Raw genomic sequence first — 26,552 nt, forward strand, 5'->3', positions numbered from 1 at the left:
TTATGGCTCTACACCAAAACCTGTATTTGAGAGCATATTCCACTAAAGATTTTTTTCATTTGGCATCCTAGATGAGACCGTTGAGCGAGACTTGTAGGGAAACGAAGGCTAAGAACGTCACGTCCTGTGCCATGTCTTCATTCCCATTATCCCATTGACCCGAAGCCGCTCGTCGGACGCTCCATGAAAAAGCACAGTCAGAACGGATATCCACCCCACGTTTTTATCGAGTAAAATTGCCGATAAGTGATTGACGTTCGTTCCAAGTCATTGGCGCAATAGTTGACATTCTTTCGACCATCGAAATCGCACCGTCTACCGGGCACACAATCGCGCATAAATTACAGCCTACACAATCTACTTCACGCACCTTCAGCATCGGGCGACCACTATCTGTGTACAGATCAATACACTGATGTGACGTATCTTCACACGCAATATGGCATTTATTACAATTAATACAAACATCATTATTAATTTCAGCAACAATATTGTAGTTTAAATCTAAGTCACCCCAGTCAGAATAACGTTGAACCGACTGCCCGACTATATCCATCACTGAGGAAATGCCCTTTTCATCCAAATAGTTATTAAGCCCATCAATCATATCTTCAACAATACTAAATCCGTGGTGCATCGCTGCTGTACAAACTTGTACGCCTGTTGCACCCATCAGCAAAAATTCCGCAGCATCCTGCCAATTTGAAATCCCACCAATTCCTGAAATTGGTACATTGACGAAAGGATTTCGTGCACATTCTGCAACCATATTTAGTGCAATGGGCTTGACAGCGGGACCACAATATCCGCCATGCGCCCCCTTCCCACCAACATGCGGCACCGTATTCCATGTATCTAAATCGACACCCGCTAAGCTGTTAATCGTATTAATCATACTAACAGCATCTGCCCCGCCACGCACTGCCGCTTCTGCCGTCATCGTAATATCCGTAATGTTTGGCGTTAGCTTGACGATAACAGGTGTACGTGCAACTTCCTTCACCCAGTACGTTTGCTTTTCAACCAATTCAGGTACTTGACCAGAGGCAGCTCCCATTCCTCGTTCTGCCATCCCATGTGGACAACCAAAATTAAGCTCAAGACCATCAACCCCCACAGCTTCTACTTTTTTGACAATCTCATGCCACTTTTCCTGCTGTGGCTCTACCATTAATGAAGCGATAATGGCATGATTAGGAAATCTTTTTTTCGTTTCAAGAATTTCCTGTAAATTAACCTCTAACGGACGATCCGTAATGAGCTCAATATTATTAAAGCCCGCTACTCTCTGTCCGTTAAAGCTGACAGCCGCAAATCGCGATGAAACATTTAAAATTGGTTCTCCTAATGTTTTCCAAACAGCGCCACCCCAGCCCGCTTCAAATGCACGTTGCACTTGATAGCCCGAATTTGTCGGTGGTGCCGATGCTAACCAAAATGGATTCGGTGATTTAATCCCGGCCAAGTCAATTCGTAAGTCTGCCATGCTACATCCCCCTATGCATTCTCGCTCGGTTTTCTCAAATGCTCATGAATGGTGTAAGCAGCATCTTTACCTTGCTGTGCAGCTGTTACCACCATTGCTTCCCCTTGGCCATTGCCGAACATGACATCTCCACACGCAAACACCTTGTCATTTGATGTTTGCATAGTCGTTTCGTCAATGTCTACTACTCCGTTCGTATGCTGTAATCTAAACGCTTCAATGAGCGAGACAAAGCGCGTTTGCCCAATTGCTTTAATGACCGCATCCACCTCTATAACAAACTCAGATCCCTTGATTACTTCGGGTCGTTGCCTACCGTCTGCTCCAGCATCTCCAAGTTTCATCTTGACGCATTCAAGTCCCACTACCTTCCCTGTCTCATCACCAATAATCTGTTTCGGCGCTGTCAGCCACTTAAATCCAACGCCATCCTGTTTGGCAAATTCATATTCATATTGATAGGCAGTCATCTCTTTTTCTGTTCTTCTATAAAGAATGTCCACTTGCTCCGCACCTAGTCGCACAGCACAGGTTGCACCATCGATGGCTGTGTTACCAGCACCGATAACCGCGACACGTTTATCAATTAAGTCTTCCGTCAGTGCACCCATTTTCGTGCGCTTTACAAACTCAATGGCATCATGAACTCCATCTAGCTCCTCACCTTTAATGCCAAGATTAGGCACGACCCCCATACCAACCGCTAAAATAACGCTGTCATATTGCGCTAAAATTTCATCAGCAGATATATCTACGCCTACTCTTGTGTTTGTTTTAATGTCCACACCAAGCTTTACAACTTGAGCCACTTCCCAATCCACTACTTTATTGGGTAATCTGAATGACACAATTCCATAGTTGCCCAAGCCACCTGCCTTTGCTTCTGCTTCAAAAATTGTGACATTATAGCCGAAGCGACTAAGTTCACGCGCCGCAGATAGACCAGCTGGACCTGCGCCAACAATCGCTACCTTTTGTCCATTTGGTTCACCTTTCTTGAATAACTCGACGTCTGATTCCATCGCCCAATCTGTTGCATAACGTTGCAATTGTCCTATTTTAATAGGTTTTGTCGATGAATTTAACACACATGCTCCTTCACATAACACTTCGGTAGGACATACTCGCGCACAACTTGCACCAATTGGATTGGCCTCCATAATCGTCATGGCCGAACCTTTCATGTTATTGGAAGCAATTTTTTTGATGAAATTCGGAACTTGAATACTAGTTGGACATGCTGTTATGCAAGGTGCGTCATAGCAATACAGACAGCGATTAGCCTCTTCCATTGCTTCATTTTTTGTCATCCTGCTAGTCATTTCCACAAAGTTTCGTTCGAGTTGCGAAGTCATTGAAACATTCCCCCTCAAGGATTGATGTTTATACGGTGATAGTTTGTGCAGTCGTGGGCTTCAGTGCACGCTTGATATATTGGCCACTGCCTAATTCACCTACAAATTGTTTGTTTTTAATGACGTATTCTCCACGCACAAGTACACTGATAGGCTCTCCTGTCACTTCCCAGCCCTCATATGGGTTGTAGTCGACATTCATATGGTGGGTATTCGCTGAAATCTCACGTTTTACCGTAGGATCAAAAATTACGATATCCGCGTCAGAACCAATAGCAATCGTTCCTTTTTGTGGATATAAGCCGAAAATTTTTGCGGCATTAGTCGAAATCATATCGACGAAGTCATGGATGGATATTCGACCTTTCACCACGCCTTCAGAAAATAAAATGCTGAAACGATCTTCGATAAACGGTCCACCATTTGGAATTTTAGAAAAGTCATTTAACCCTAATTGCTTTTTCCCGTTAAAGCTAAATGAACATTGGTCCGAGCCAATTGTTTGCAGTTGCTTGGCTTTCAACGCATTCCACAAATGCTTTTGATGATATTTCGGACGAAGTGGTGGTGACCAAACATATTTCGCCCCCTCGAAATCTGGCTGTGCTAACGCTGACTGATCGAGCGTTAAATAAGGTGGACATGTTTCCCCATACACGTCATAGCCCTTTTCACGCGCTGCGATAATTTCATCTAGTGCTTCTTTACACGTCACATGCACAACATAAAGCTTGGCTCCTGCGATATGCGCTAGTTCAATGGCCCGTTTCGTGGCCTCACCCTCTAATTCTGCGGGACGCGTAAGTGCGTGATAAATTGGAGCCGTCTGACCAGCTAGCTTCGCCTCCTCTACTAATTCGTCGATGACTGAGCCATTTTCACAGTGCACCATAACAACTGCACCCATGTCTTTTGCGATTTTAAAAGCTTTGAAAAGCGTACGGTCTGTCGCCTGGAATTCTTTCGCGTAAGCCATGAACACCTTGATGGACGTAATCCCTTCCTGCTCTAGTATCAATGGTAACTCGGCCTCTGTGTCAGGCGTTAAATCACCAATCATTAAATGGAAACCATAGTCAATGGCTGATTTACCCTTTGCTTTTACATGCCACTTTTCCACAGCCGCCGCAAGTTTTTCTTCACCCGCAGATAAGCAAAAATCTAAAATGGTCGTGGTCCCCCCGAAGGCAGCCGCTATTGTACCCGACTTCCAATCATCGTCTGTCACCGTGTTGTTGAACGGCATATCCAAATGCGTATGCGGATCAATTCCCCCCGGCATCACGTATTTACCCGTTGCATCTACAATTTCTGCTCCAACAGCTGATAAGTTTTTGCCGATTTGCATAATTTTACCGTTCTCTATTAAAATATCTGCCTCATACATATCTGAGGCTGTCGCTATAAGGCCACCTGTAATTATTTTTTTCACATTAATCTCACCTTTCCATTAATGAATGTAAGTTTTGTTGACATATGGTAATATGCTAGTTCATTGGTTTAGTGTGTATTTGCCACCCATGCTGAACTTCTTTTGTAGCGTCAACACGGTTTCCAATAACACGTCTGCTCCCTTGGCACAGTCTTCAAATGTTGTTTCTTCCTCCTCGCAATGACTTTTTCCATTGATACTTGGAACAAAAATCATTGCTGAGGGGATGAAGCTCGCGATATACTGCGCATCATGCCCTGCCCCACTGAACATTCGATGGAAGGAATAACCAAGTTCATGACATGATTTTTCCACTTCATTGCAAATAGCTACATCAAAAAATACTGTCTCCCGCCCCCATAGCTTCACCGGGCGAATATGGCAACCGTTTTCCTCTTTAGTTAAGCCAGTCAATAGTTTCTCCACTTTACGCATCACGTCGGGATTTTGATGACGCGAATCCATGCTAAACACTACTTCATTCGGAATGACTGTATGAATATTTGGTGCCACATGCATACGCCCAAATGTGAACACAAGCTCTTCGTCAATTTTGCCCAGCTGCTCATGCAAAGACGATATTAGACGAGACGCCACAATCATTGGATCTTTACGCATCGACATTGGTGTTGTGCCAGCGTGATTTGATTCACCTGTCACGGTAATTTCATAGCACACCATGCCTAAAACGCCTTCGACCACACCTATATCACGCTGCATTTCTGCTAAAACTGGTCCTTGTTCAATATGCAACTCAATATAAGCAAGCGCATCTGTTAAGCGACTCCCTTGCTCCCCCTCATAGCCGCTTGCCTGCAATGCTTCTTGAAAAGTAATGCTATTTTTATCGAGAGACTTCAGCATTTTTTCTTTACTGAATTTTGAAGCGAGTACACCGGAACTCATCATCGCCGGATCGAAGCGTGCACCTTCTTCATTTGTAAAATTCACAAGCATTAATGGAACCTCGAGCTCAACGGCGTTTTCTTTTAACGTTCGTATCGCCTCTATTCCTGTTAAAATACCTAAGACGCCATCAAACCTGCCACCTTTTTCAACTGAATCTAAATGTGATCCTATTACGATTGGTTGGCAATCTTTTTTTCCTGGTAGAGTCGCATAGATATTGGCCATATCATCTATTTGAATGTCCATGCCTAACTCTTTGCATATTTCACAAAAATAGTCTCTCCCTAATACATCCTCTTTTGATAGGGACAAACGAGTTACGCCCCCATTGACAGTTGCACCAAATTGACTAAATTGTTCAATCAACTGCTGTAATCTACTGCGATTACTTTTAAACATATGCAAGTCCTCTCTTTCATAGTTATTAATAAGTGATTCATTATAAAAACTATAAAGTAAGTGTATTCTGAATATATGGATATAATACTAAAAGCTTATTTATCTTACATTGTGTACAAATCTACTTTTCTCAATAAATAGAATAATAAGTTTATAAAATAATATAAATAATGGATTGATAGCATAAGATAAATGAAGGAGTGATTATATTTGATGAAGAATTTAACGAGTCAAAATTGGCAAGTAAAAGATGAACAATATGTATGGCATTCCATGAAGCCCTACAATCCAAACGCGACGGCTATCATTCAGAAATCGAAAGGCGCTTGGATAACGGACATTGATGGGAACCGTTATTTAGATGCCATGTCTGGTTTATGGTGTGTGAACGTTGGCTACGGGCGAGAGGAAATTGCCAAAGTCGCTTACGAGCAATTACTGGAAAATACCTATACTCCCCTATCCGTTGGGCACCTCCCTGCCATTCAACTAAGCGAAAAAATCAGCGAATTATTAGGCGATGATTATGTAATATTTTTCTCTAATAGTGGTTCAGAAGCGAATGAAATCGCCTTCAAAATCGCACGTCAATACCATCAGCAAAAAGGGCACACAAATCGCTCTAAATTTATTTCTCGTTATCGTGCCTACCACGGCAGTACGATGGGGGCATTAGCGGCAACAGGGCAAGCACAGCGCAAATATAAATACGAACCGTTAGCACCTGGCTTCATTCATGTTGCACCACCAGATACCTACCGCGCAAACGAAGATCATATTACAGAGCCAGCTGCCCTACCGTCTGTTCAGGCGATCGATAATGTCATGACGTGGGAAATGTCCGAGACGATTGCCGGCGTTATTCTCGAGCCTATTATTACGGGCGGCGGCGTAATAATGCCACATGCGGACTATTTGCTTGGCGTAAAAGCAGTTTGTGAAAAGCACGGGGCCTTACTCATAGTCGATGAAGTAATTTGCGGCTTCGGTCGTACAGGCAAAGCATTCGGCTTCCAAAACTATGGCATTCAGCCGGATATTGTAACCATGGCAAAAGGTTTAACAAGCGCATATATGCCGTTATCTGCTACAGCTGTGCGTCGCGAAATTTATGAGGCCTTTGCAGGGAGCGAGGAGTACGACTTTTTACGCCATATCAACACATTCGGGGGTTCTCCAGCAGCTTGTGCTGTTGCACTCAAAAATATCGAAATTCTGGAAAACGAAAATTTATTTGCTCGCTCAGAAGAAATGGGAGCAATTCTCCATGCAGAATTACAAGAACGCTTAAAGAATCATCCAAATGTAGGCAATATCCGCGGTAAAGGCTTACTGATTGGCATTGAACTTGTAAAAGATAAGAATACCAAAGCGCCACTTGATGTAACTGCTGTCAACAAAGTCATTTCTTTATGTAAAGAACAAGGGGTAATCATCGGAAAAAATGGTGTCACGGTTGCAGGCTTTAACAATACTTTAACACTCGCTCCACCACTTATTATTTCATTAGCAGAAAAAGATTTGATTGTTGAAAAACTTACGCATGCTTTAAATGAACTACTACCAAATGCGTAAAACACAAAGGGGAAATGATTGAATGGTAACGAATACAGAGGTAAAAGAACTAGGGCACTTTATTAATAATGAAATCGTTGCAGGCTTAAGTGGTCACTTCTCAGATGTTTTCAATCCAAGTTCAGGGGCAGTGATTGCACGTGTCCCTATTGCAACAAAAGAGGAAGTGCAAGGTGCAATTGCAACTGCTAAATCAGCCTTTCCAGCATGGCGAGCCCTATCAGTTGGCAAACGTGTTGAAATTGTTATGAAGTTTCGTCAATTGATGACCGCACGTATGGATACGCTCATCGACATCATTTGTATCGAAAGCGGGAAAACAATTGAGGATGCCAAGGGTGAAATCACACGTGGTTTAGAATCCGTAGACTTAGCCATCAATGCCCCTCACCTATTAAAAGGCGATTACTCCGTCAATGTGGGCGGAGATATTAATGCTTATTCCGCAAAAGTACCACTCGGCGTCGTTGCAGCGATTTCCCCATTCAACTTTCCAGTGATGGTGCCACTTGCCATTACAAGTTTGGCGGTCGCAGTCGGTAATTCCGTCATTTTAAAGCCCTCCGAGCGCGTGCCCTGCTCCGCATTATTTTTATCGGAACTATGGAAAGAAGCTGGTTTACCAGATGGTGTTTGGACAGTCATCAATGGCGACAAGGATGCGGTCAACGAGTTATTAGAAAACCCTGCTGTTGAAGCCATTTCGTTTGTCGGCTCCACAGCAGTCGCTGATTATATTTACACAACCGGTTCAAAATACGGCAAGCGTGTTACGGCATTAGGTGGCGGTAAAAACAATATGATTGTCATGCCTGATGCAGATTTAGAACAAGTCGCAAACGCATTTTTAGGAGCTGCTTATGGGGCCGCTTCCCAACGCTGTATGGCCATTTCCACAATCATTCCCGTTGGCGAAGAAACAGCAAATAACCTTGTCAAAGTATTGGCTGATAAAATCTCAAAATTAAAAGTGGGACCGTACACAGATTCAGACGTTGATTTTGGACCTGTTATTACAAAGCAATCAAAGGATGCAATCATTGGCTATATCGACCGTAGCCTAGAAGAAGGCGCTACACTCGTATGCGATGGTCGCCACCCAGACATTGCTGAAAATTCCAATGGCTTTTATCTAGGTCCTACCTTATTAGACAACATCAAACCTGGCATGGAAATTTATGAACAAGAAGTTTTTGGACCTGCTCGTAACGTCGTCCGTGTAGATTCATTAGAGGAAGCAATTGACTTAGTCAATGCTCATGAGCTCGGTAACGGCGTCACAATTTTCACGAATAACGGAGCCGCCGCTCGCAAATTCACTACGGAAATTGACGTCGGCATGGTTGGGGTAAACGTGCCAATTCCAATTCCTGTTGGTTATTATAACTTTGCTGGTTGGAAACGCTCTCGATTCGGCGAGGGGCATATGTTTGGGCCTGACCAAGTCCGCTTCTTCACCAAAACCAAAACCATTTCAGAAAAATGGTTTGAAGAAAACAGCGAATCCGTGTCAACATTTGCTTTTCCAAGTAATAACGACTGATGGCGGGTGTAAAATATTCTACTAGTCATTCAAAAAATTACTCTTATTTTTAAAATCGCAAATGCTTTTTAGTTAAAAATAAGGCACCTCTTGTTCGTTATTGAACTTATATGCTCTCCATTAGGTAGACAGATTAAAAAATTCTGTTTATCTAGGGGAGTATTTTTTATGGCTCGAAGTAAGTATTCTATTGAAGTAAAATTACAAATTCTTGATTTATCCCGCATTAACGGGCAGTAAAACCCCGAATGGTTCAACTAACAAATAGTGGGGGATGGGGGAAAACCCCCACTGTTTGAGTTTCACTTTATTAATCGTAATAAATAAATTACTGTTATCTTCTTTGTATTCTTCTCTGATTAGATTATTCTACTTTCCAATTCCTTGTAATAGGTAAAGCATTTGTTCATCTACAGGTAAAATTGATCCTTTATGATTCTTCATAACCTCTTCGTCAAGTTGTAATCTTTGATATACAAAATCAACTTGCTGTCCCTTCATACGTACAATTGTCCCAATCCGCAATCCACAACGATACATAAGTAAAACAACTGTGACATTTCTCAACTCCAAAAACTTCGTAAAGTCGAGAACAGATAATAGTAAACTTACATCTTCAACTGTTGCCCCTAGCTTAATTTCAGTATCCACTTTGATATTTACTGACCGTCAAAACTTATTTCTCCACCATCCATTATCAAAATAACGTGCTAAAAATGCTTTGAAGCACTTCAAACGTGTTAATTTAGTTGTATTTTTGACATTCATCTTTTCAAACCAAGTGTAAATAACATCGCTGGTTATGACTATCAGAAATTCAACTTTAGTGTCCCTGATAAAGTAATGCACAATAGTGCGGTAATCGTATAACGTTCTTTCACGACAGCCACTTACTTCAAGTTGCTTTATAATCACAGTCAATGCTTATTCAATTTGAATATTAAATATCCCCTTCTTTTTGGACAAAGAAAAAAACACCTCCACCTACAATTCTTTAGTACAGAAACTCGACTGACCGAGTACTGTAAAATTGAATCATAAGTGAAAGTGCTTATTTCTCTAAATATAACGTTATAAAACGGTATGTCCCAGGAGGGATTCGAACCCCCGACCGACGCCTTAGAAGGGCGTTGCTCTATCCAGCTGAGCTACTGAGACCAAGTACTCCCCCACCACACAGATAGGAAAGACAAGATTTATTATATAATGGTAACTACTTTAAGTCAATGCTATTTCGTATTTTTTTAATAAGTTGAGTTATTAAAATGTTTTGCTCCTAGCTGTCAAAGAGCAGACTACTGTTCTAATATCATAAGAGAGATTCAATACCTCTAAGCAACCTCGTAGAATTCTTAGATTAACTGAATGAATTTCATAAATAGCATTTAATTCTTCAAACACGAACAATGCTTATTTTATTGATGGGAGCGACAGGCGGTGACTCCAGACGGAGGCCAACAGGATGTTGGTCACGAAGGCGTTGCCACACGATGTGGCGCTCTTAGCCTTCGTTCCACGGAGATATATGAGACATCGTAAACGACGCGAATGCGGCGGTGATGGCTCATTTCTCACCCCGCGGAAAGCGTCCGCCTATAGCGGAAATTACGCTGATTAATGAATAGTATATTATACATACTTTTACATTTCCCTTTTAATATTGTCTCTGTTTTATGCTCTAACTTTAAATTATGAAATTGATTAACTCACAAATTAATAACACATTTATATCTTTAACATTCAAAATGAACTTGTTCAAGTAATCGATGTTCTTCAGAAAAAAAGGATACCCTCCATTGCTTGTCCAACTTTTCCACGATTGCATAGCTTTTTTCTTTTCTTCCCCGCGGCTGATGTATACTACCTGGATTCACAAAAAGAATGCCATTATTTACTTCTGCACCGAGCAAATGAGAGTGACCAAAGAATACAACGGACGCTTGTACTTCTTGTGCACGATAATAAATTGGCAAAAGCGTTGATTTTATTTGATATAAGTGTCCGTGCGTCACATAGATTGTTTCATTTTTCACTTGAAAAGTAATTTCATTAGGAAAGTTAGGATCAAAATCACAATTCCCTTTGACAACATGTACGGATTTATTTTCAAAATAAGAAAAGTCCAGTTCACTATCACCACAATGAATCACAGCGTCCACATCTTGGTGAACCTGTATAACCTGTTCCATCGTTTTTGTGTCACCATGTGTATCACTAAATACTAATAATTTCATCGGATTACCTACTCAATTAGAATAACTTGGCAATATGTTCGGAAAGTTTTTTAATCGCGTTTCCTCTGTGAGAAATTGCTCCTTTTTCTTCCGCGGATAGCTCTGCCATCATTTTATTTTCAGATGGAACATAAAAGATCGGGTCATAACCGAATCCGTTAGTGCCTTTTCTTTCTTTTGCTATGATACCTTCGCAAGTGCCTCTTACGGTTACTGATTCTAAATTTGGAGATGCGATTGCAATTGCGCAAACGAATCTAGCAGTGCGATTTAGTTCCTCCACGTTTACAAGCTCTTCAAGTACTTTATCGATATTTGCTTCGTCGCTTTTCGCTTCTCCAGCATATCTCGCAGAATAGATACCTGGTCGGCCGTCTAGAGCGTCAATTTCAAGTCCACTATCATCAGCTATCACCATCGTTTGTAAACGCTCAGAAAGGGCTGTCGCTTTAATTAATGCATTCTCTTCAAATGTAGTACCTGTTTCTTCTACATCCATATCGTCTGCCACATCATGCAATGTTAGCACATCATATCCGAGAGGTCCGAATAGTGCTTCAAAGTCCTTTGCTTTTCCTTTATTCTTAGTAGCAATAATTATTTTTTTCATTCTGTTACCTGTCCTTTATCGCCAATTTTGGTCGCTAATTCACCAAGTGCAGCACGTTGAACATCCATTAGTTGTTGAATACCGATTTCTCCAAACTCTAGTAACTCCAACAATTGTTTTTTGGAGAACGTGGATTCCTCACCTGTACCTTGAAGTTCTACATATTCTCCACTGCTCGTTTGCACGATATTCATATCAACAGAAGCTGTGGAATCCTCTTCATAATTTAAATCTAATACGACACCAATGTTCTCAACTATCCCAACACTTGTTGCAGCTAAATATTCACGTACCGGGAATACCGGTAAACCCTTTTCATTGTATAGTTTTCCAAGTGCAATTGATAAGGCAACAAAAGCCCCTGTAATACTTGTCGTTCTCGTTCCACCATCTGCTTGTATAACATCACAGTCGATCCATATCGTTTTCTCTCCAATGCTTTCTAGATCCACGACTGAACGTAATGCTCGTCCTATTAGACGTTGAATCTCCATGGTACGACCTGTAACCTTCCCTTTAGATGCTTCTCTTTGTGTGCGCGATTCTGTAGCACGAGGCAGCATGGAATACTCCGCTGTTATCCAGCCTTTACCTTGTCCTCTTAAAAAAGGTGGTACACGGTCCTCTATTGTTGCATTACAAATCACTTTAGTTCGTCCTACCGTTATTAATACGGAGCCTTCCGGATGAATTAAATAATCTGTTTCAATTTGTATATCTCTTAATTGATTTACATCTCTACCATCAGTTCTCGTTGTCATATATGTCTCCTTTTTCAAACGGCCATGTAAGCAAAAGAAAACCCTGTTTTTCGAGGATTCTCAAGCTGACAGGGTCATGTGAATGATATAGTTCTTACATCTGCATTCGGTAATTCTAACCACTTTTCTACGATTGTCTTGAATATGGGAATAGATCCAGTTGTATAAAAAATCGGTTTTTTATAGCCGGCAATTGGATTATGCATGTGATGGAAGTTTAAATATCCCAATACTTCTTGGGCAGTTTCCTCCGCTGAAGAAAGTACTATTACCTGTGGACCAACTGATTCCTCAATATATAGTTGCAATAGAGGGTAATGAGTACAACCAAGAATAACAGTATCGAATTGTTCGTTTTTTAATGGTAATAACGTATTAATAACCATATTACGAGCAAATTCACCTTCATACTCATTGCTTTCGACAAGAGGCACAAAGGTAGGACAAGCAAGAGGAATCACTTTACTGGACGTATTTAAAGAAGCAATCGCAGTTTCATAAGCTCCGCTTTTAATCGTACCGCTTGTACCTAACACTACAATTTCATTTTTTTTTGTGGCTTTCATAGCAGCACGCGCCCCAGGAAAAATAACGCCAATTACTGGAAAAGGCAATTTTTTGCCCAATGAATTAAGTGCTACTGCCGTTGCTGTATTACAAGCTATAACAAGCATTTTTATATTCATTTTAGACAAAGCAATTGCCATCTGCCAGGTAAATTTGCGTACTTCTTCTTCAGAACGTGGTCCATATGGACATCTTGCAGTATCACCTATATAAATAATTTCTTCATTCGGCAATAGTCGCATTATTTCTTTTGCAACCGTTAACCCGCCAACTCCAGAGTCTATAACGCCAATCGGGGCTTTCACTTGAATTCCTCAGTTCTTTTTCATCTCTTGGTGTAGTTTTTCTAGTAATGTAGATAGATTCGCTACTTCGTCTGAATTAAATTGATCTAGTATGTCTTCTAAATAATGTTGTCTTTTGACAATTACTTCTTCTATTATACGTTCGCCCTCTTTTAACAAATGTATACGCACTACTCGACGATCTTGTTCATCTCTTATTCTTTGAACAAGCTCACTCTTTTCCATACGATCAATTAAATCGGTCGTTGTACTAAAAGCTAAATACATTTTATTTGATAAATCACCAATTGTCATATCTCCATGCTCCAAGAGCCATTGTAGTGCCACAAACTGTGGGGGAGTAATTGTATAGGCATGTAACATTTGACGCCCTTTTTGCTTTATAATACCAGATATATGTCTAAGTTCTTTTTCTAAAAAAGCGACTTCATCATGATTATGTTTTACACTCTTTATTTCATCAGCCATCTGTTCCTTCACTCCTCAAAACGATACATACTAAGTATTATTGTGACGTGTTCTGAGGAAAATGGCAAGGATTCTAAATAAATTACGTCGCAGCGTATTTTAGCATAGATTTTTAGTAGAGGTCGAAAGATAAACTTCTATACAAAATCTTTAACATCTACCGAAGACTTTAACCCCATTCAGTAGCAGACTTTAGCTGCAGAATAAGGTTAATTCAACGACAATTCACCTAAACGTAATAATTCAACAATTGCTTGAGACCTACCCGATACCCCAAGTTTTTGTATCGTATTAGAAATATGATTTCTTACTGTTTTTTCACTTATAGATAACTGAATAGATATTTCTTTTGTAGAATGATCTTCTACTAATAACTGAAAAATTTGACGTTCCCTGTTCGTCAGTATTGATCGATGCTGATTACTATCATACAATGCCATAGCCCCCTATCCACTCTTCTACTAACGTATGTAGCGTAGGGAAAGTAGGTGACGGCTAGTTATGCTCACTTTTTAAAAATTTTTATTTCTTCCTCAGACCATTTAGAACCTTTTCCAGTTTTTTTATCAATCTGAACAATCGTTCCCCTACCAGTAAAGATGATTTCACCTTTTTCATTCTTTGCCATGTAATGAAGATCAGCGGATGAAGAACCAACAGAATTTGCTTTTACATAAATACGTAATTTCTCGTCAAAAAAGACTTGCTTCATATAATTACATTGCAAATCAGCTACCACAGGAATCTTTTCACCATTCGGATTTAGCCATTCATTCATTAACTTTATATGTTTTAAATATTCTATACGGGCATATTCAAAATATGCAAACGTTACCGTATTGTTTAAATGACCATACATATCTGTTTCAGAAAAACGAACACTTACCTCTGAATAAAACGTAAATTCCTTTTCCCAACTCATTAAATCTTGTATGTAACTAATTTTCATCGTGACAATCCCCCAAATAAATGAATAGTTATTCATTTATTGTATCAGACAAATAAAAAATCTGCATAGAAATAAATATTCTACACAGATTTCCTATTAACAGCCCATAGAAAGTAAAACCCTTTCTACTTAGAAACTGTCTAGACTCCAGCACCTTTCCCTCGGGGTCAAATGTGAAATTACTGCGGCGGCTGAGGAACTGCCTCCTTGGCCCGCATGACGCGGGTCATGTCTGCTTTGCCACAGGATGTGGCGAAGCAGACCTACACTAAACTCATTTGCCTGTCGGGTTAGAAATAGGCGATTGCGCTTTTCTTTTATTAGTCAACCATGTGGTCGCTTCCGAAGAAGTTTTTGAACATTTGAACCGTTGTATCACGGTTTAATGCTGCAATGGAAGTTGTTAATGGAATACCTTTTGGACATGCAACAACACAGTTTTGAGCGTTACCACAGTTTGCAAGGCCACCATCACCCATAATTTCATTTAAACGTTCGTCTTTATTCATAGCACCAGTTGGATGTGCATTGAATAAACGAACTTGTGAAAGTGGTGCTGGGCCCATAAATGAAGAACCACTATTAACGTTCGGACATGCTTCCAAACATACACCACAAGTCATACATTTTGACAACTCATATGCCCATTGACGTTTACGTTCAGGCATGCGAGGTCCTTCACCAAGATCGTAAGAACCATCGATAGGAACCCAAGCTTTCACTTTTTTCAAAGAGTCAAACATGCGTGTACGGTCCACTTGAAGATCTCGAACAACTGGGAAAGTTTTCATTGGTGCCAAACGAATAGGTTGTGTCAGTTTATCTATAAGAGCAGAACAAGACTGACGTGGCTTATCGTTAATTACCATCGAACAAGCCCCACATACCTCTTCCAAACAGCTCATATCCCAAGTTACTGGAGTGGTAGCTTTACCGTCCGTATTAACTGGATTTTGTCGAATCTCCATTAACGCAGAAATAACATTCATATTTGGACGCCAGTTCACTTCGAATTTTTCCCAATAAGGTGTAGATTCTGGTGTATTTTGACGTAATATTTCAACTTGTACTTTTTTTGTTTCTGTTGCTGTAACCATTATTAATTTTCTCCCTTCTTAGAAGAATAATCACGTTTACGAGGTGCAACAAGTGATACATCTATATCTTCGTAATGGAAAATCGGAGCTCCAGTAGTTGGATCAAATTTAGCCATCGTCGTCTTCATAAATTCTTCATCATTACGTTCCGGGAAATCCGGTTTATAATGTGCTCCACGGCTTTCGTTACGATTCAGCGCACCTAATGTAATTACACGTGCTAAATATAGCATATTTTTTAATTGACGAGTAAATGATGCACCTTGGTTAGACCATTGTTGTGTATCATCCATATTAATATTTTCGTATCGTTCAAGTAACTCTAGGATTTTTTTGTCAGTAGCTTCAAGTTTGTCGTTGTAACGAACAACCGTTACATTATCTGTCATCCACTCACCTAGTTCTTTATGAATTAAGTAAGCATTTTCAGTACCTTTCATCGCTAACGTTTGATCCCATTTTTCTTGTTCAAGTTTAACTTCCGCATCAAAAATAACATCGTCCATATCTACTGCATGAGTATTCAAGCCTCTCATATATTTCACTGCATTAGGACCTGCAACACTACCGCCAAATACAGCAGATAGCAATGAGTTGGCTCCTAAACGGTTGGCTCCATGCTGTGAATAATCACATTCTCCTGCAGCAAATAATCCAGGGATATTCGTCATTTGATCGTAATCTACCCATAATCCTCCCATAGAATAGTGAACGGCCGGGAAAATTTTCATCGGAACTTTACGTGGGTCATCACCAGTGAATTTCTCATAGATTTCGATAATGCCACCTAATTTAACGTCAAGTTCATGTGAATCTTTATGAGAAAGGTCTAGATAAACCATGTTTTCACCGTTAATACCTAGTTTTTGGTTAACACATACATCGAAAATTTCACGTGTTGCAATATCACGTGGAACAAGATTCCCATAAGTAGGGTATTTTTCCTCAAGGAAATACCAAGGTTTACCGTCTTTGTATGTCCAAATCCGTCCACCTTCACCTCGTGCAGATTCTGACATTAAGCGTAATTTGTCATCACCAGGAATTGCTGTTGGATGAATTTGGATAAATTCTCCGTTTGCATAATGAGCTCCTTGTTGATATACAATTGATGCTGCAGAACCAGTGTTAATGATTGAGTTTGTCGTTTTACCGAAAATAATTCCTGGCCCACCAGTTGCCATAATAACAGCATCTCCGCGGAATGCACGAATTTCCATTGTTTGAAGGTTTTGTGCTTTAATACCACGACAAACGCCTTCATTATCTTTTATTATTCCAAGGAATTCCCATCCTTCGAATTTTGTAACTAATCCATCGACTTCAAATCGACGAACTTGCTCATCCAAAGCATAAAGTAATTGTTGACCAGTCGTTGCTCCCGCGAAAGCAGTGCGGTGCATTAATGTACCACCGAAACGACGGAAGTCTAATAACCCTTCAGGTGTTCGATTAAACATAACACCCATACGGTCAAATAAGTGAATTATTCCAGGTGCAGCATCTGCCATAGCTTTTACTGGAGGTTGATTTGCTAAGAAGTCCCCACCATATACAGTGTCATCTAAATGAACTGTTGGTGAATCACCTTCACCTTTTGTATTTACAGCTCCGTTAATACCACCTTGAGCACAAACAGAGTGTGAGCGTTTTACAGGAACTATTGAAAATAGGTCTACATGCGTGCCATCTTCGGCCGCTTTCATTGTTGCCATTAATCCAGCTAATCCACCGCCGACAACAATTAGTTTACTTTTTGCCATGTTTATCTCACTCCTCATTTAATAGTAGTTGAACTTGTAGAAGGATCTTATCTAAACGCTAATAGAGCTTGTACACCAACTACAGATAACGCTAAGAAGATTACTAATGTTACATATGTAACAATTTGTTGGGATTTAGGTGATTGCGTAAAGCCCCAGCTAACTAAGAATGACCAAATACCATTAGCTAAATGGAATGTAGCAGCTACTATCCCAACGATATAAAAGCCAAACATCCATGGATTTGATAAAATATTTGCCATCATATCAAAATTAACTTCATCCCCTGCGATTGCCGTTTGAATCTTCGTTTCAAAAACATGCCAGGCAATAAATACAACAAGAAAAATTCCAGTAAATCGTTGTAAAATAAATAAATAATTACGAAGAGTACCAAAATTTTTCGGATTATTTTTCGCTGTAAATGCAATGTAAATTCCGTAAAATGCGTGGAACAATAATGGTAAATAAATTATGAAGATTTCCATTATAAGCAAAAACGGCAAACTTTCCATAAAATTCGATGCGTTATTAAATGCATCTGCTCCTCTTGTAGCAAAATGGTTTACTACTAAATGTACCATCAAAAACAAACCAACAGGAATTATTCCTAAAAGTGAATGTAATCGACGCCAGTAAAATTCGCGATTTTTCGACAAAACAGTTGCCCCCCTCAATTTTCCATTTGGCTTACTTGAATACTATTGTAAAAAAGCAATAGAATTCACCACTTTTTCACATCATCATGTTACGTATTTATGACATATCCATTGTACTCTCATCATTTTAGAGCGTCAAGGCATCTTTATTTTTTTCTAAAATCTAAAAGCTTACATCTTTCTATAATGATTCGTTTCCTTTTTCACAAACTATTACTCTTACCAACTGAATTTTTTTCTGATAAAATAAACAAGTACAAATGACATTTTTTTAGAAAGAAGGGTTGCTACTTGAATGAAAAGGAACATTCACATGTAACTTCCTTTGGATATGAATTAATACGAGATCACGTTCTTGCTTCTATTCTCGGAAAACATGAAAAAGATATTTTATACTGGGCCGGAAAAGATCTAGCCCGAAAGTTTCCACTGTATACCATGGAGGAAGCTTTAACGTTCTTTCAAGAAGCTGGTTGGGGGACTTTGGAGTTAGAAAAAACAACGAAGGATTCCGCCTACTATACTTTAGAAACGTATAATTTGCCACAAAGCGGACTTAGTAGAAGCCATCGATTAGAAGCTGGATTTTTAGCCGAACAACAACAAAAAATTGGTGGGTATATGGCAGAGTGCTTTGACGAACAAGTAAAGAAAAATGGAATTGTTACGTTTCAGATCAAATGGGACTTGAAAGCAACTATCTAAACTAACCGATTTGCATTTAAAACAAAAGCAATGTAAATGTCGTACAGTACATTGCTCGCTTAGATTAAAGATAAGAAAAACCGGGCAAAAAGACGCCCGGTCCTTTTTTGTTTATTTTACGTCAGATATTTTATACACCATTCCATGTATTCCTTTGTATACCCTCGGATACATTTGCGCTCCACACTGCTCACATTCAAACATGGGTGGAACAGTTGGATCTCCATCGTCCATTCGATCGAAGTCTCTTACCACTTGATAAGGAATTTTCTCTTCCGCATCACACAGTAGACATTCGTATATTACTGGTGCCTTGATAATAGTTGGTTTGCTTTTGTTTTTCTTTTTGCGTGGTTTGCTGACTGGTGAAATGACGAATCACCCTTTCTAAATAGTTTCTTGTATTGTCGCATAAAGCTACCCGTATCGTTAGTACCCCCTCCTGAAGACAGACTTCTCCCTTATAGATGTAGCAGTTGTCACATTTTGGGCACCTCAAAGGATCCGGCTGTTTGGCAGCCAGAAATTTCTCTCTCCAATTACGTCTTTTTAGTTTAGAACCTATTCTAACGATCCACTTCTTTACTTCCTTCTGCCATTCCGTCAGTAATTTTCTAGTATCACCTTTGGTTTTACGTGAGTACATACCATAATGACGTATAGTTTTGAATTGTTCATCGGGGATATGACGAATTAATCGGGAAATAAACTCCTCCACAGAAATTGTTTCTTTCTTTTGCTGACCATTGGTCTTATCTTTGTAAGTAAAAGTTACGCTTTGACCATCATATGCTTCGATCCGATTCAACCCTATTGCAGGTCGACGCATATAACGCCCAATGTATCTTAGTTGTTCTTCTATCTTTCCCTTTTGTTTTGGTGCATGTATATAGAAACCTTTCCCATTATTTTGGTAGGCTGCTTGAAGTCGTGATTGCACTTGCTTTTTCTCTCTAGGATTTAAATTCTTTCTGATTAGCTTTAAGACAACCGTCTGCCATTGCTTCCGAAGCATCCCAAAAGGTAAGAAATCATATTTTACGTATTCACCTTGTGCATTAATACCTCCCATAGTCACTAACATATGGACATGTGGGTTAAAATTAACTCTTGATCCGAATGTGTGGAGACCTGAGATTATACCAGGAATCACCTTTGTTTTTTTATAAAAGTAATCTCTAAGAAGTTTTGCAGCTTCATCCATCATTGGTTTTAAAAGACGTCTGTGTAGTAAGAAGACTTCACGCAATCCTTCATCTACCGTAAAAATCACATGTCGGTGGTTGACTTGAAACATATCATGGGATATTAGACGGCTCCATTCTTCACTTTCTCCCACTGAACAGGTTGTACAGAAACGTCCTTTGCATCGATAGGCAACTTTTTTTAAATCATGACACCCTTCACATACAAAGAGTTTGAACCCATTAACTACCTTTCCGCATCCCTTGAACTTTTCAACTTCTTTTACAACTATAGGTCTTACCTTGTTTTCATGTTTCAATAAAAATTGATTCCAATGATTATGCTCATCAAAAAATATTCGTTTTAATATATTCTTTTCCATATAACAAATGTACCATGAACCCAGTGTTCATGGTACATTTTCATATACTTTCTTATCTTGTAAAAAGATTTTGGAAATGTTTTACATTCCAGAAACCTTTTATTTTCCCTACTCATTTGTAGATTTTCTGCCATCAACGCGGAACATCTCTAATTGGAAATATATGCAAGGGACTGTCTTCTTTAGGGTTTATTAGCTGTGCATATACTCATTTAAGGGCTTGTTTGTTTATTACTTTTATCGTCCACCGAGTACATGAATCCGTTGGTGTATGATTAGAGTAGGTGGTACTAGAGAAAAATAGCTAGCATCCATGTATAGAGAAGTGCTGAGCGGACGAAATTGTATCTTCGTCCGCTTTTAAAAGAGTAGGATAGCATCTAATCTCTCATTATCCAAACCAATTACATCGTGTCTCTACGCAACCCTAGAGGGCGACGGACAAACAAATGCCACAAGATTACCGAAAAAAGAGGATTTGGAAGTGACTCAGTCACTTCCAGATCCTCAATAAAATTCTTCGTCAATAGTGTAGCTGATGTTTTGTCCAAATCACTCTGGAGATAGTAAAGACAAGATGCACTTAAATGACGCTTGTGTTTTTCTTATCAAACAAGTGCCAACCCGAACTCATCATGCAAAGCATTTGCAGCTTGGATCATGTCATTCTGTGGTACGACAACAGAAACCTTTATTTCTGATGTACTTACCATCTTCACTGGGATATTTTCTTTTCTAAGGCGATCAAACATCTGCGCTGCAACACCAGGATTGGAAACCATTCCAGATCCAACAATCGAAACTTTCGCAAGACCCACTTCAAAATCTGCAAAAGTGAAGCCTAGCATTTGTTTATTCGATTCTAAAACAGTTATCGCTTCAGCTAACGATTCTTTTTTAATAGAAAAAGAAACAGCAGGTTTTACCCCATCAACAATTGATTGAACAATAATATCCACATTAATATGATTCGCTGCAAGGGTTGTAAAAATAGAAGCTAATGAGCCATTAAATGGCACTTCATACTCTATTGTTAAACGAACAATATCAGATTCAAATGCTACCCCTCGAACAACCAAGTTATTTTCCATATCTACTTCCTCCTTTAAAATCGTTCCCTCTTCATCGTTATAGCTTGAACGCACTCGTAATGGAATTTTGTAATTTTTCGCAAATTCAACTGCCCTAGGATGTAAAACACCAGCTCCTAGATTAGCTAATTCTAGCATTTCATCGTACTCTAACTGCGCTAACTTTCTTGCATTTGTTACAAAACGAGGGTCAGAAGTAAATACACCTTCTACATCTGTATAAATATCACAAATGTCAGCTGCAATAGAAGCTGCAATTGCTACAGCCGTTGTATCCGACCCTCCTCTACCAAGCGTTGTAATTTCACCAGAATCGGACACTCCCTGAAACCCCGCAACGATTACTATTTTTTTTTCAGCAAGTAGATTCAAGATTTTAGTTGCATCTATTTTAACTACTTTTGCATTTCTATGTACTGCATCTGTCTGCAAACCTACCTGCCAACCCGTTAAAGAAACGGAATCAACACCTATCGCTTGTAATTTGATAGAAAGTAAGGCCATAGTTGCTTGTTCTCCTGTAGATAGGAGCATATCCATTTCCCTTTTATTTGGTGCTTCTGATAATTCAAAAGCTAAGTTAGCTAAATCATCTGTAGTCTTACCCATTGCAGATACTACAACTACAATGTCATGCCCTTTTTCTTTCTCACGACTAATACGATGTGCAATTTTCGCGATTTTTTCGGTTGTCGCGACCGAAGTTCCACCAAACTTCATTACTATCTTGCTCATGAACATCTTCTCCCTTATTTCGATGATAAGCTAAAGAAAAAAATGCTTTTCACATATTGTGAAAAGCATTGTCTCATACACGGTCAAAAAAATTGTCCATGTGAGATAGCCCTCCAGAATACTGCATTCTGACAATCCTACATTTATTAAATGCAGAACCAACAAAAGAAAAGGAAAAGCTTTTCTCTGTTTCGGCAAATGACCCTTTCCTCAACGATTACAGGCTCTTTTCATCCTCCTGTTGAGTACTCTTGTCAATTCGCACCTCTATCTTCACTTTTTAAGTGAATATTAAATTGTTTCAACCATACCATAACACTATTCAGAAGACAATAAACTTTTCTGAAAATGACTAACCATTATATCCGCTAACTTTTCAGGAAGTCCCGCTTCTATAAATTCTTCTTTAGTAGCTATCTGCATTTTTTTCAGCGAACCAAAATGTTTTAACAATAACGTCTTTCGCTTTGGTCCTATACCTTCAATACCATCTAAAGAAGATGCGATAGTATGTTTCCCTCGTTGTTGCCGATGGAAGGTGATAGCAAAACGATGCACTTCATCTTGAATTCGCTGTAACAAGTAAAAAGCTTCACTTGTACGTTTCATCGGGATAATATCCAAAGGTTCCCCAAATAATAGCTGAGAAGTTTGATGTTTTCCGTCTTTCACAAGCCCAGCAATCGGTATGTCTAACCCTAACTCGTCCTCTATAACTTCTCTAGCAACTTCTATTTGCCCTTTACCACCATCAATAATTATTAGATCCGGAAGTGGTAAGTTTTCTTTTAAAACACGCGTGTATCTTCTACGAACAACTTCACGCATCGCACCATAATCATCATGTTTAGCTGCGGTTTTTGTTTTATATTTTCGATAGTCTTTCTTATATGCTTTCCCATCAACAAAAACAACCATTGCTGAAACTGCATCAGTCCCATGTATATGAGAGTTATCAAAGGATTCTATTCGATTCGGAGAGGCAATTCCTATTAGTTCCCCTAATTCTTCCACAGCTCCAACAGTTCTTTCTTCCTGCCGTTCAATTAGATGAAATTTTTCACTCAAGGCTAAAACCGCATTTTTTTCAGCAAGATCAACTAAATTCTTTTTTGCTCCCTTTTGCGGAATAATTACTTTCATTTCTAATAGCTCCGTTGCTAAATGTAAGTCAGTATCACTTGGAACGAAGATCTCTTTTGGTTTAATATGTTCCAATTTAGCATAAAACTGACCTAAAAATGTGAGAAACTCTTCTTCCGGATCGCGATAAATCGGGAATACAGAAGCATCTCTTTCGATTAGTTTCCCTTGGCGAACGAAAAAAACTTGGACACACATCCATCCTTTGTCAACTGAATACCCAAATATATCCCTACTCGTAAAATCATTCATTGTCATTTTTTGTTTTTCCATCACTTGTTCAATATGAGATATTTGATCTCGATATTCTTTGGCGCGCTCAAATTCTAAACTTTCAGCTGCTGCATGCATCTTGTCGGTTAAGTTTTTTTTGACATGCAAATGACCACCGTTTAAAAAGCTCGATATTTCTTGAATTATTTCACTATACGTGGAATCTTCAATCTCTTTCACACAAGGAGCTAAACATTGCCCCATATGATAATATAAACAAACTCGGTTCGGCATCTTTTGACATTTTCGTAAGGGATATAATCGATCAAGTAGTTTTTTTGTTTCGTGCGCAGCGTGTGAATTAGGATAGGGGCCAAAATATTTTCCTTTATCTTTTTTTACTTGTCTCGTAATAATAAGTTTAGGATCTTTTTCAGCTGTAATTTTAATGTATGGATACGTTTTATCGTCTTTCAACATAATATTGTACTTCGGATCATGTTTTTTTATAAGATGAAGTTCAAGTATCAATGCCTCTAGCTCAGACGATGTAACAATATATTCGAAGTCAACTATTTCTTGTACAAGTCTTTGTGTTTTTCCGTCGTGAGACCCGGTAAAGTAAGAACGCACACGATTTTTTAATATTTTCGCTTTACCAACATAGATAATTGTTCCTTGTCGGTCTTTCATTAAATAACAACCAGGTTGATCTGGTAGGATTGCACATTTTTGTTGAATTAAATCATTCATATTATCACCTATTATCAAATTATAGAACTGAGGACCTTGGCTGAATTCAGTAAGAAAAGCGCAAGCGCCCTTTTAGTGCACCTTGTCTTCTCTATTTCTAGAGTGCTTTGGACGAAACATTTGCTCCACTATTACCACGGGAATTTTTGTGGATTGAGAAGTGACTGCAGTCACTTCTCCATCCACTTTTTTTCGATAATCTTGTGGCGGATGTTTGTCCGTCGCCTTCTTGAAATTTGTAGAGACTAGGTGCGTAAGGTTTGGTGAATGAGAGATTAGATACTTTCCTATTCTTTTAAAAGCGGACGAAGATGCAATTTCATCCGCTCAGCGCTTCTTATCATTGAATACTACCTATTTTTTCAGGCCCCACCAATTCTAATCTTCTACTCGCTGATTCATGTATACTGTGTACGATAAAAGTAAAAATATATAGGAAATCCTGCTTAAGGAAGACACCCTTAAAATCACTTCAATTCGTTGTGAATATTGGATTTCTAGTATATCAATTTCATATACTCTCTTTTTAGGAACTACTCACTTAATGGATTGTAGTGAAAGGTGGCGACTCCAGACGGAGGCCAACAGGTTGTTGGTCACGAAGGCGTTGCCACACGATGTGGCGCTATTAGCCTTCGTTCCTCGGAGACAAATGAGCCATCACAAACGACGCAACAGCGGCGGTGATGGCTCATTGCTCACCCCATGGAAAGCGTCCGACTGCAGTGGAAATCAACCTGTTCATGGCTCACATATTTATATACTTATTTTTAAAAAAACCGGGCACCATTTAGGACCCGGTTTTATATTATGCGTTTTTTTCTACGAATTGAACTAAAGCTTCTTTTGGTTGGAAACCAACAGCTTTGTCTACTGGTTGACCATCTTTAAATAATACTAAAGTTGGGATAGACATAATACCGAATTGACTAGCAGTTGCTTGGTTTTCATCCACATCTACTTTTACGATTTTTACTTTATCGCTCATTTCAGCATCCATTTCTTCTAAAACAGGAGCTATCATCTTACATGGACCACACCATGTTGCCCAAAAATCTACTAATACTAAACCTTCTTCTATATCTTGAGTAAAAGTCTGATCAGTTCCGTGTACAATTGCCATTTTAAAATTCCTCCTTAGACTAACTATGTTTTGATTATATCAGACTAAAATAACTACATCTACATTTTAGCTTGAAAGAAAAAAACTCGGCTCTTTTTGATAGAGCCAAGTATCTTTTTTAAGCATTTACTTTAAGTTTTTTAAATTCTTCTGTAAGCATAGGAATTACTTCAAATAAGTCACCAACAATACCGTAGTCCGCTACTTTAAAAATGTTTGCTTCAGGGTCTTTATTGATAGCAACGATTATTTTCGAGTTTGACATTCCCGCCAAATGCTGGATTGCACCTGATATACCCGCTGCAATATAAAGATCTGGTGTTACTACTTTACCAGTTTGACCGATTTGTAAAGAATAGTCACAGTAATCTGCGTCACATGCACCACGTGATGCACCCACTGCGGCACCAAGTACTTTAGCAAGTTCTTTTAAAGGTTCGAAACCTTCTTCACTCTTCACTCCACGCCCACCTGCAATAACGACTTTTGCTTCTGATAAATCAACACCTTCAGAAGATTTACGAACTACTTCTTTAATGATAGTACGAAGGTTTGTAATATCAACTGTAAGTGAAGACACATCTGCTGATTTGCTTTCATCTTTCGTAAGAGGAGCTATATTGTTTGGACGGATTGTAATAAATTCAATTCCATCCTTTACTTTTACTTTTTCAAAAGCTTTACCCGAATAGATCGGACGAATATAAACAGCAGCATCTCCTTCACCTTCAATAGCCGTAACATCCGAAACTAAACCAACTTGTAGTTTACTAGCAATTTTTGGTGATAAATCTTTACCAAGTGCTGTATGCCCGAATACAATAGCTTCCGGTTTTTCTTGATCAATCACAGCAAGTAACGCTTGTCCATATCCATCTGAAGTGTATTGTTTTAAATGAGGATGTTCTACTGTAATAACTCGGTCTGCACCATATTTTCCTAATTCAACAGCTAACTCTTTCACTGAATCTCCTAAGAGAACACTAACGACTTCTCCGCCGCTAGAAATTTGTTTTGCAGCAGCAATTGCTTCGAATGAAACATTACGTAGAGCACCTTCACGTGCTTCTCCTAATACTAAAACTTTTTTAGACATGTTAATTTCCTCCC

At 39.2% G+C, this 26,552-nt stretch carries 23 protein-coding genes, 1 tRNA gene and 1 riboswitch; of the genes, 3 read left to right on the forward strand and 21 right to left on the reverse strand.

Going from position 1 to position 26,552, the window contains the following annotated elements:
- Positions 1-223 precede the first annotated feature (223 nt).
- The 4 genes from preA to PB01_RS12505 are packed head-to-tail and all read right to left on the reverse strand — an operon-like array spanning position 224 to position 5,581.
- A complete protein-coding gene (preA, locus tag PB01_RS12490) occupies positions 224-1,486 on the reverse strand; it encodes an NAD-dependent dihydropyrimidine dehydrogenase subunit PreA (RefSeq protein ID WP_151700508.1) in 1,263 nt (420 codons plus the stop codon).
- Positions 1,487-1,497: 11 nt separating this feature from the next.
- Positions 1,498-2,841, reverse strand: a complete 1,344-nt coding sequence (locus PB01_RS12495; protein ID WP_151700509.1) for an NAD(P)-dependent oxidoreductase — start codon at positions 2,839-2,841, stop codon at positions 1,498-1,500.
- Positions 2,842-2,869: 28 nt separating this feature from the next.
- A complete protein-coding gene (gene hydA / locus PB01_RS12500; protein WP_151700510.1) occupies positions 2,870-4,273 on the reverse strand; it encodes a dihydropyrimidinase in 1,404 nt (467 codons plus the stop codon).
- A gap of 60 nt (positions 4,274-4,333) precedes the next feature.
- Positions 4,334-5,581: a Zn-dependent hydrolase gene (locus PB01_RS12505; protein ID WP_151700511.1), complete on the reverse strand. Its 1,248-nt coding sequence runs from the start codon at positions 5,579-5,581 to the stop codon at positions 4,334-4,336.
- Between the two features lie 213 nt (positions 5,582-5,794).
- Between PB01_RS12505 and PB01_RS12510 the strand changes: the two genes are divergently transcribed.
- Entirely contained in the window at positions 5,795-7,156 is a 1,362-nt protein-coding gene (locus PB01_RS12510; protein ID WP_151702052.1) for an aspartate aminotransferase family protein, read from the forward strand.
- A 22-nt stretch (positions 7,157-7,178) separates the two neighbouring features.
- Positions 7,179-8,699 (forward strand): CoA-acylating methylmalonate-semialdehyde dehydrogenase, encoded by a 1,521-nt coding sequence (locus PB01_RS12515; RefSeq protein ID WP_151700512.1) that lies wholly within the window; start codon positions 7,179-7,181, stop codon positions 8,697-8,699.
- A gap of 369 nt (positions 8,700-9,068) precedes the next feature.
- Here PB01_RS12515 and PB01_RS12520 read toward each other — a convergent pair whose 3' ends face one another.
- The 12 genes from PB01_RS12520 to PB01_RS12575 form a co-directional block, all read right to left on the reverse strand.
- Positions 9,069-9,350 (reverse strand): tyrosine-type recombinase/integrase, encoded by a 282-nt coding sequence (locus PB01_RS12520; RefSeq protein WP_192797353.1) that lies wholly within the window; start codon positions 9,348-9,350, stop codon positions 9,069-9,071.
- A 433-nt stretch (positions 9,351-9,783) separates the two neighbouring features.
- Positions 9,784-9,857: transfer RNA gene (locus tag PB01_RS12525), tRNA-Arg, on the reverse strand.
- Between the two features lie 575 nt (positions 9,858-10,432).
- Positions 10,433-10,933 carry a metallophosphoesterase family protein gene (locus tag PB01_RS12530; protein ID WP_151700514.1) on the reverse strand — a complete coding sequence of 167 codons (501 nt, stop codon included), beginning with the start codon at positions 10,931-10,933 and terminating at the stop codon, positions 10,433-10,435.
- Between the two features lie 16 nt (positions 10,934-10,949).
- A complete protein-coding gene (locus tag PB01_RS12535) occupies positions 10,950-11,543 on the reverse strand; it encodes an XTP/dITP diphosphatase (RefSeq protein ID WP_151700515.1) in 594 nt (197 codons plus the stop codon).
- Positions 11,540-12,304 carry a ribonuclease PH gene (rph, locus tag PB01_RS12540; protein WP_151700516.1) on the reverse strand — a complete coding sequence of 255 codons (765 nt, stop codon included), beginning with the start codon at positions 12,302-12,304 and terminating at the stop codon, positions 11,540-11,542. The genes PB01_RS12535 and rph overlap by 4 nt, the downstream gene beginning before the upstream one ends.
- Before the next feature lie 74 nt (positions 12,305-12,378).
- A complete protein-coding gene (racE, locus tag PB01_RS12545) occupies positions 12,379-13,176 on the reverse strand; it encodes a glutamate racemase (protein ID WP_151700517.1) in 798 nt (265 codons plus the stop codon).
- 9 nt (positions 13,177-13,185) lie between these two features.
- Positions 13,186-13,644: a MarR family winged helix-turn-helix transcriptional regulator gene (locus PB01_RS12550; protein WP_151700518.1), complete on the reverse strand. Its 459-nt coding sequence runs from the start codon at positions 13,642-13,644 to the stop codon at positions 13,186-13,188.
- 209 nt (positions 13,645-13,853) lie between these two features.
- Positions 13,854-14,084 carry a helix-turn-helix domain-containing protein gene (locus PB01_RS12555; protein ID WP_151700519.1) on the reverse strand — a complete coding sequence of 77 codons (231 nt, stop codon included), beginning with the start codon at positions 14,082-14,084 and terminating at the stop codon, positions 13,854-13,856.
- A 65-nt stretch (positions 14,085-14,149) separates the two neighbouring features.
- Positions 14,150-14,593, reverse strand: a complete 444-nt coding sequence (locus tag PB01_RS12560; RefSeq protein WP_151700520.1) for an acyl-CoA thioesterase — start codon at positions 14,591-14,593, stop codon at positions 14,150-14,152.
- A gap of 320 nt (positions 14,594-14,913) precedes the next feature.
- Entirely contained in the window at positions 14,914-15,690 is a 777-nt protein-coding gene (sdhB, locus tag PB01_RS12565; RefSeq protein WP_151700521.1) for a succinate dehydrogenase iron-sulfur subunit, read from the reverse strand.
- 2 nt (positions 15,691-15,692) lie between these two features.
- Entirely contained in the window at positions 15,693-17,453 is a 1,761-nt protein-coding gene (gene sdhA / locus PB01_RS12570; protein ID WP_151700522.1) for a succinate dehydrogenase flavoprotein subunit, read from the reverse strand.
- A gap of 47 nt (positions 17,454-17,500) precedes the next feature.
- Complete coding sequence (locus PB01_RS12575; protein ID WP_151700523.1) at positions 17,501-18,112, reverse strand: succinate dehydrogenase cytochrome b558 subunit; 612 nt, start codon at positions 18,110-18,112, stop codon at positions 17,501-17,503.
- A 291-nt stretch (positions 18,113-18,403) separates the two neighbouring features.
- Between PB01_RS12575 and PB01_RS12580 the strand changes: the two genes are divergently transcribed.
- Positions 18,404-18,817, forward strand: coding sequence for a YslB family protein (locus tag PB01_RS12580; RefSeq protein ID WP_151700524.1), 414 nt, complete (start codon positions 18,404-18,406; stop codon positions 18,815-18,817).
- 280 nt (positions 18,818-19,097) lie between these two features.
- Here PB01_RS12580 and PB01_RS12585 read toward each other — a convergent pair whose 3' ends face one another.
- The 5 genes from PB01_RS12585 to PB01_RS12605 form a co-directional block, all read right to left on the reverse strand.
- A complete protein-coding gene (locus tag PB01_RS12585) occupies positions 19,098-20,384 on the reverse strand; it encodes an IS91 family transposase (protein ID WP_151698987.1) in 1,287 nt (428 codons plus the stop codon).
- Between the two features lie 608 nt (positions 20,385-20,992).
- Entirely contained in the window at positions 20,993-22,210 is a 1,218-nt protein-coding gene (locus PB01_RS12590) for an aspartate kinase (RefSeq protein ID WP_151700525.1), read from the reverse strand.
- A gap of 98 nt (positions 22,211-22,308) precedes the next feature.
- A riboswitch (Lysine riboswitch) is annotated at positions 22,309-22,488 on the reverse strand.
- Between the two features lie 40 nt (positions 22,489-22,528).
- Positions 22,529-24,319, reverse strand: a complete 1,791-nt coding sequence (uvrC, locus tag PB01_RS12595) for an excinuclease ABC subunit UvrC (protein ID WP_151700526.1) — start codon at positions 24,317-24,319, stop codon at positions 22,529-22,531.
- An 808-nt stretch (positions 24,320-25,127) separates the two neighbouring features.
- Positions 25,128-25,469, reverse strand: a complete 342-nt coding sequence (gene trxA, locus PB01_RS12600; protein ID WP_264158180.1) for a thioredoxin — start codon at positions 25,467-25,469, stop codon at positions 25,128-25,130.
- A gap of 91 nt (positions 25,470-25,560) precedes the next feature.
- Positions 25,561-26,538, reverse strand: a complete 978-nt coding sequence (locus PB01_RS12605; protein WP_151700528.1) for an electron transfer flavoprotein subunit alpha/FixB family protein — start codon at positions 26,536-26,538, stop codon at positions 25,561-25,563.
- Positions 26,539-26,552 lie beyond the last annotated feature (14 nt).

It is taken from the genome of Psychrobacillus glaciei (assembly GCF_008973485.1).
In the GTDB taxonomy this organism is placed as follows: Bacteria; Bacillota; Bacilli; order Bacillales_A; family Planococcaceae; genus Psychrobacillus; species Psychrobacillus glaciei.

Bases quoted from the DNA above. Each gene is read 5' to 3' on its own strand.
- preA (WP_151700508.1), bottom strand. From the start codon at position 1,486: ATGGCAGACTTACGAATTGACTTGGCCGGGATTAAATCACCGAATCCA.
- PB01_RS12495 (WP_151700509.1), bottom strand. From the start codon at position 2,841: ATGACTTCGCAACTCGAACGAAACTTTGTGGAAATGACTAGCAGGATG.
- PB01_RS12505 (WP_151700511.1), bottom strand. From the start codon at position 5,581: ATGTTTAAAAGTAATCGCAGTAGATTACAGCAGTTGATTGAACAATTT.
- PB01_RS12510 (WP_151702052.1), top strand. From the start codon at position 5,795: ATGAAGAATTTAACGAGTCAAAATTGGCAAGTAAAAGATGAACAATAT.
- PB01_RS12515 (WP_151700512.1), top strand. From the start codon at position 7,179: ATGGTAACGAATACAGAGGTAAAAGAACTAGGGCACTTTATTAATAAT.
- PB01_RS12530 (WP_151700514.1), bottom strand. From the start codon at position 10,933: ATGAAATTATTAGTATTTAGTGATACACATGGTGACACAAAAACGATG.
- PB01_RS12535 (WP_151700515.1), bottom strand. From the start codon at position 11,543: ATGAAAAAAATAATTATTGCTACTAAGAATAAAGGAAAAGCAAAGGAC.
- rph (WP_151700516.1), bottom strand. From the start codon at position 12,304: ATGACAACGAGAACTGATGGTAGAGATGTAAATCAATTAAGAGATATA.
- PB01_RS12550 (WP_151700518.1), bottom strand. From the start codon at position 13,644: ATGGCTGATGAAATAAAGAGTGTAAAACATAATCATGATGAAGTCGCT.
- PB01_RS12555 (WP_151700519.1), bottom strand. From the start codon at position 14,084: ATGGCATTGTATGATAGTAATCAGCATCGATCAATACTGACGAACAGG.
- PB01_RS12560 (WP_151700520.1), bottom strand. From the start codon at position 14,593: ATGAAAATTAGTTACATACAAGATTTAATGAGTTGGGAAAAGGAATTT.
- sdhB (WP_151700521.1), bottom strand. From the start codon at position 15,690: ATGGTTACAGCAACAGAAACAAAAAAAGTACAAGTTGAAATATTACGT.
- sdhA (WP_151700522.1), bottom strand. From the start codon at position 17,453: ATGGCAAAAAGTAAACTAATTGTTGTCGGCGGTGGATTAGCTGGATTA.
- PB01_RS12585 (WP_151698987.1), bottom strand. From the start codon at position 20,384: ATGGAAAAGAATATATTAAAACGAATATTTTTTGATGAGCATAATCAT.
- PB01_RS12590 (WP_151700525.1), bottom strand. From the start codon at position 22,210: ATGAGCAAGATAGTAATGAAGTTTGGTGGAACTTCGGTCGCGACAACC.
- uvrC (WP_151700526.1), bottom strand. From the start codon at position 24,319: ATGAATGATTTAATTCAACAAAAATGTGCAATCCTACCAGATCAACCT.
- PB01_RS12605 (WP_151700528.1), bottom strand. From the start codon at position 26,538: ATGTCTAAAAAAGTTTTAGTATTAGGAGAAGCACGTGAAGGTGCTCTA.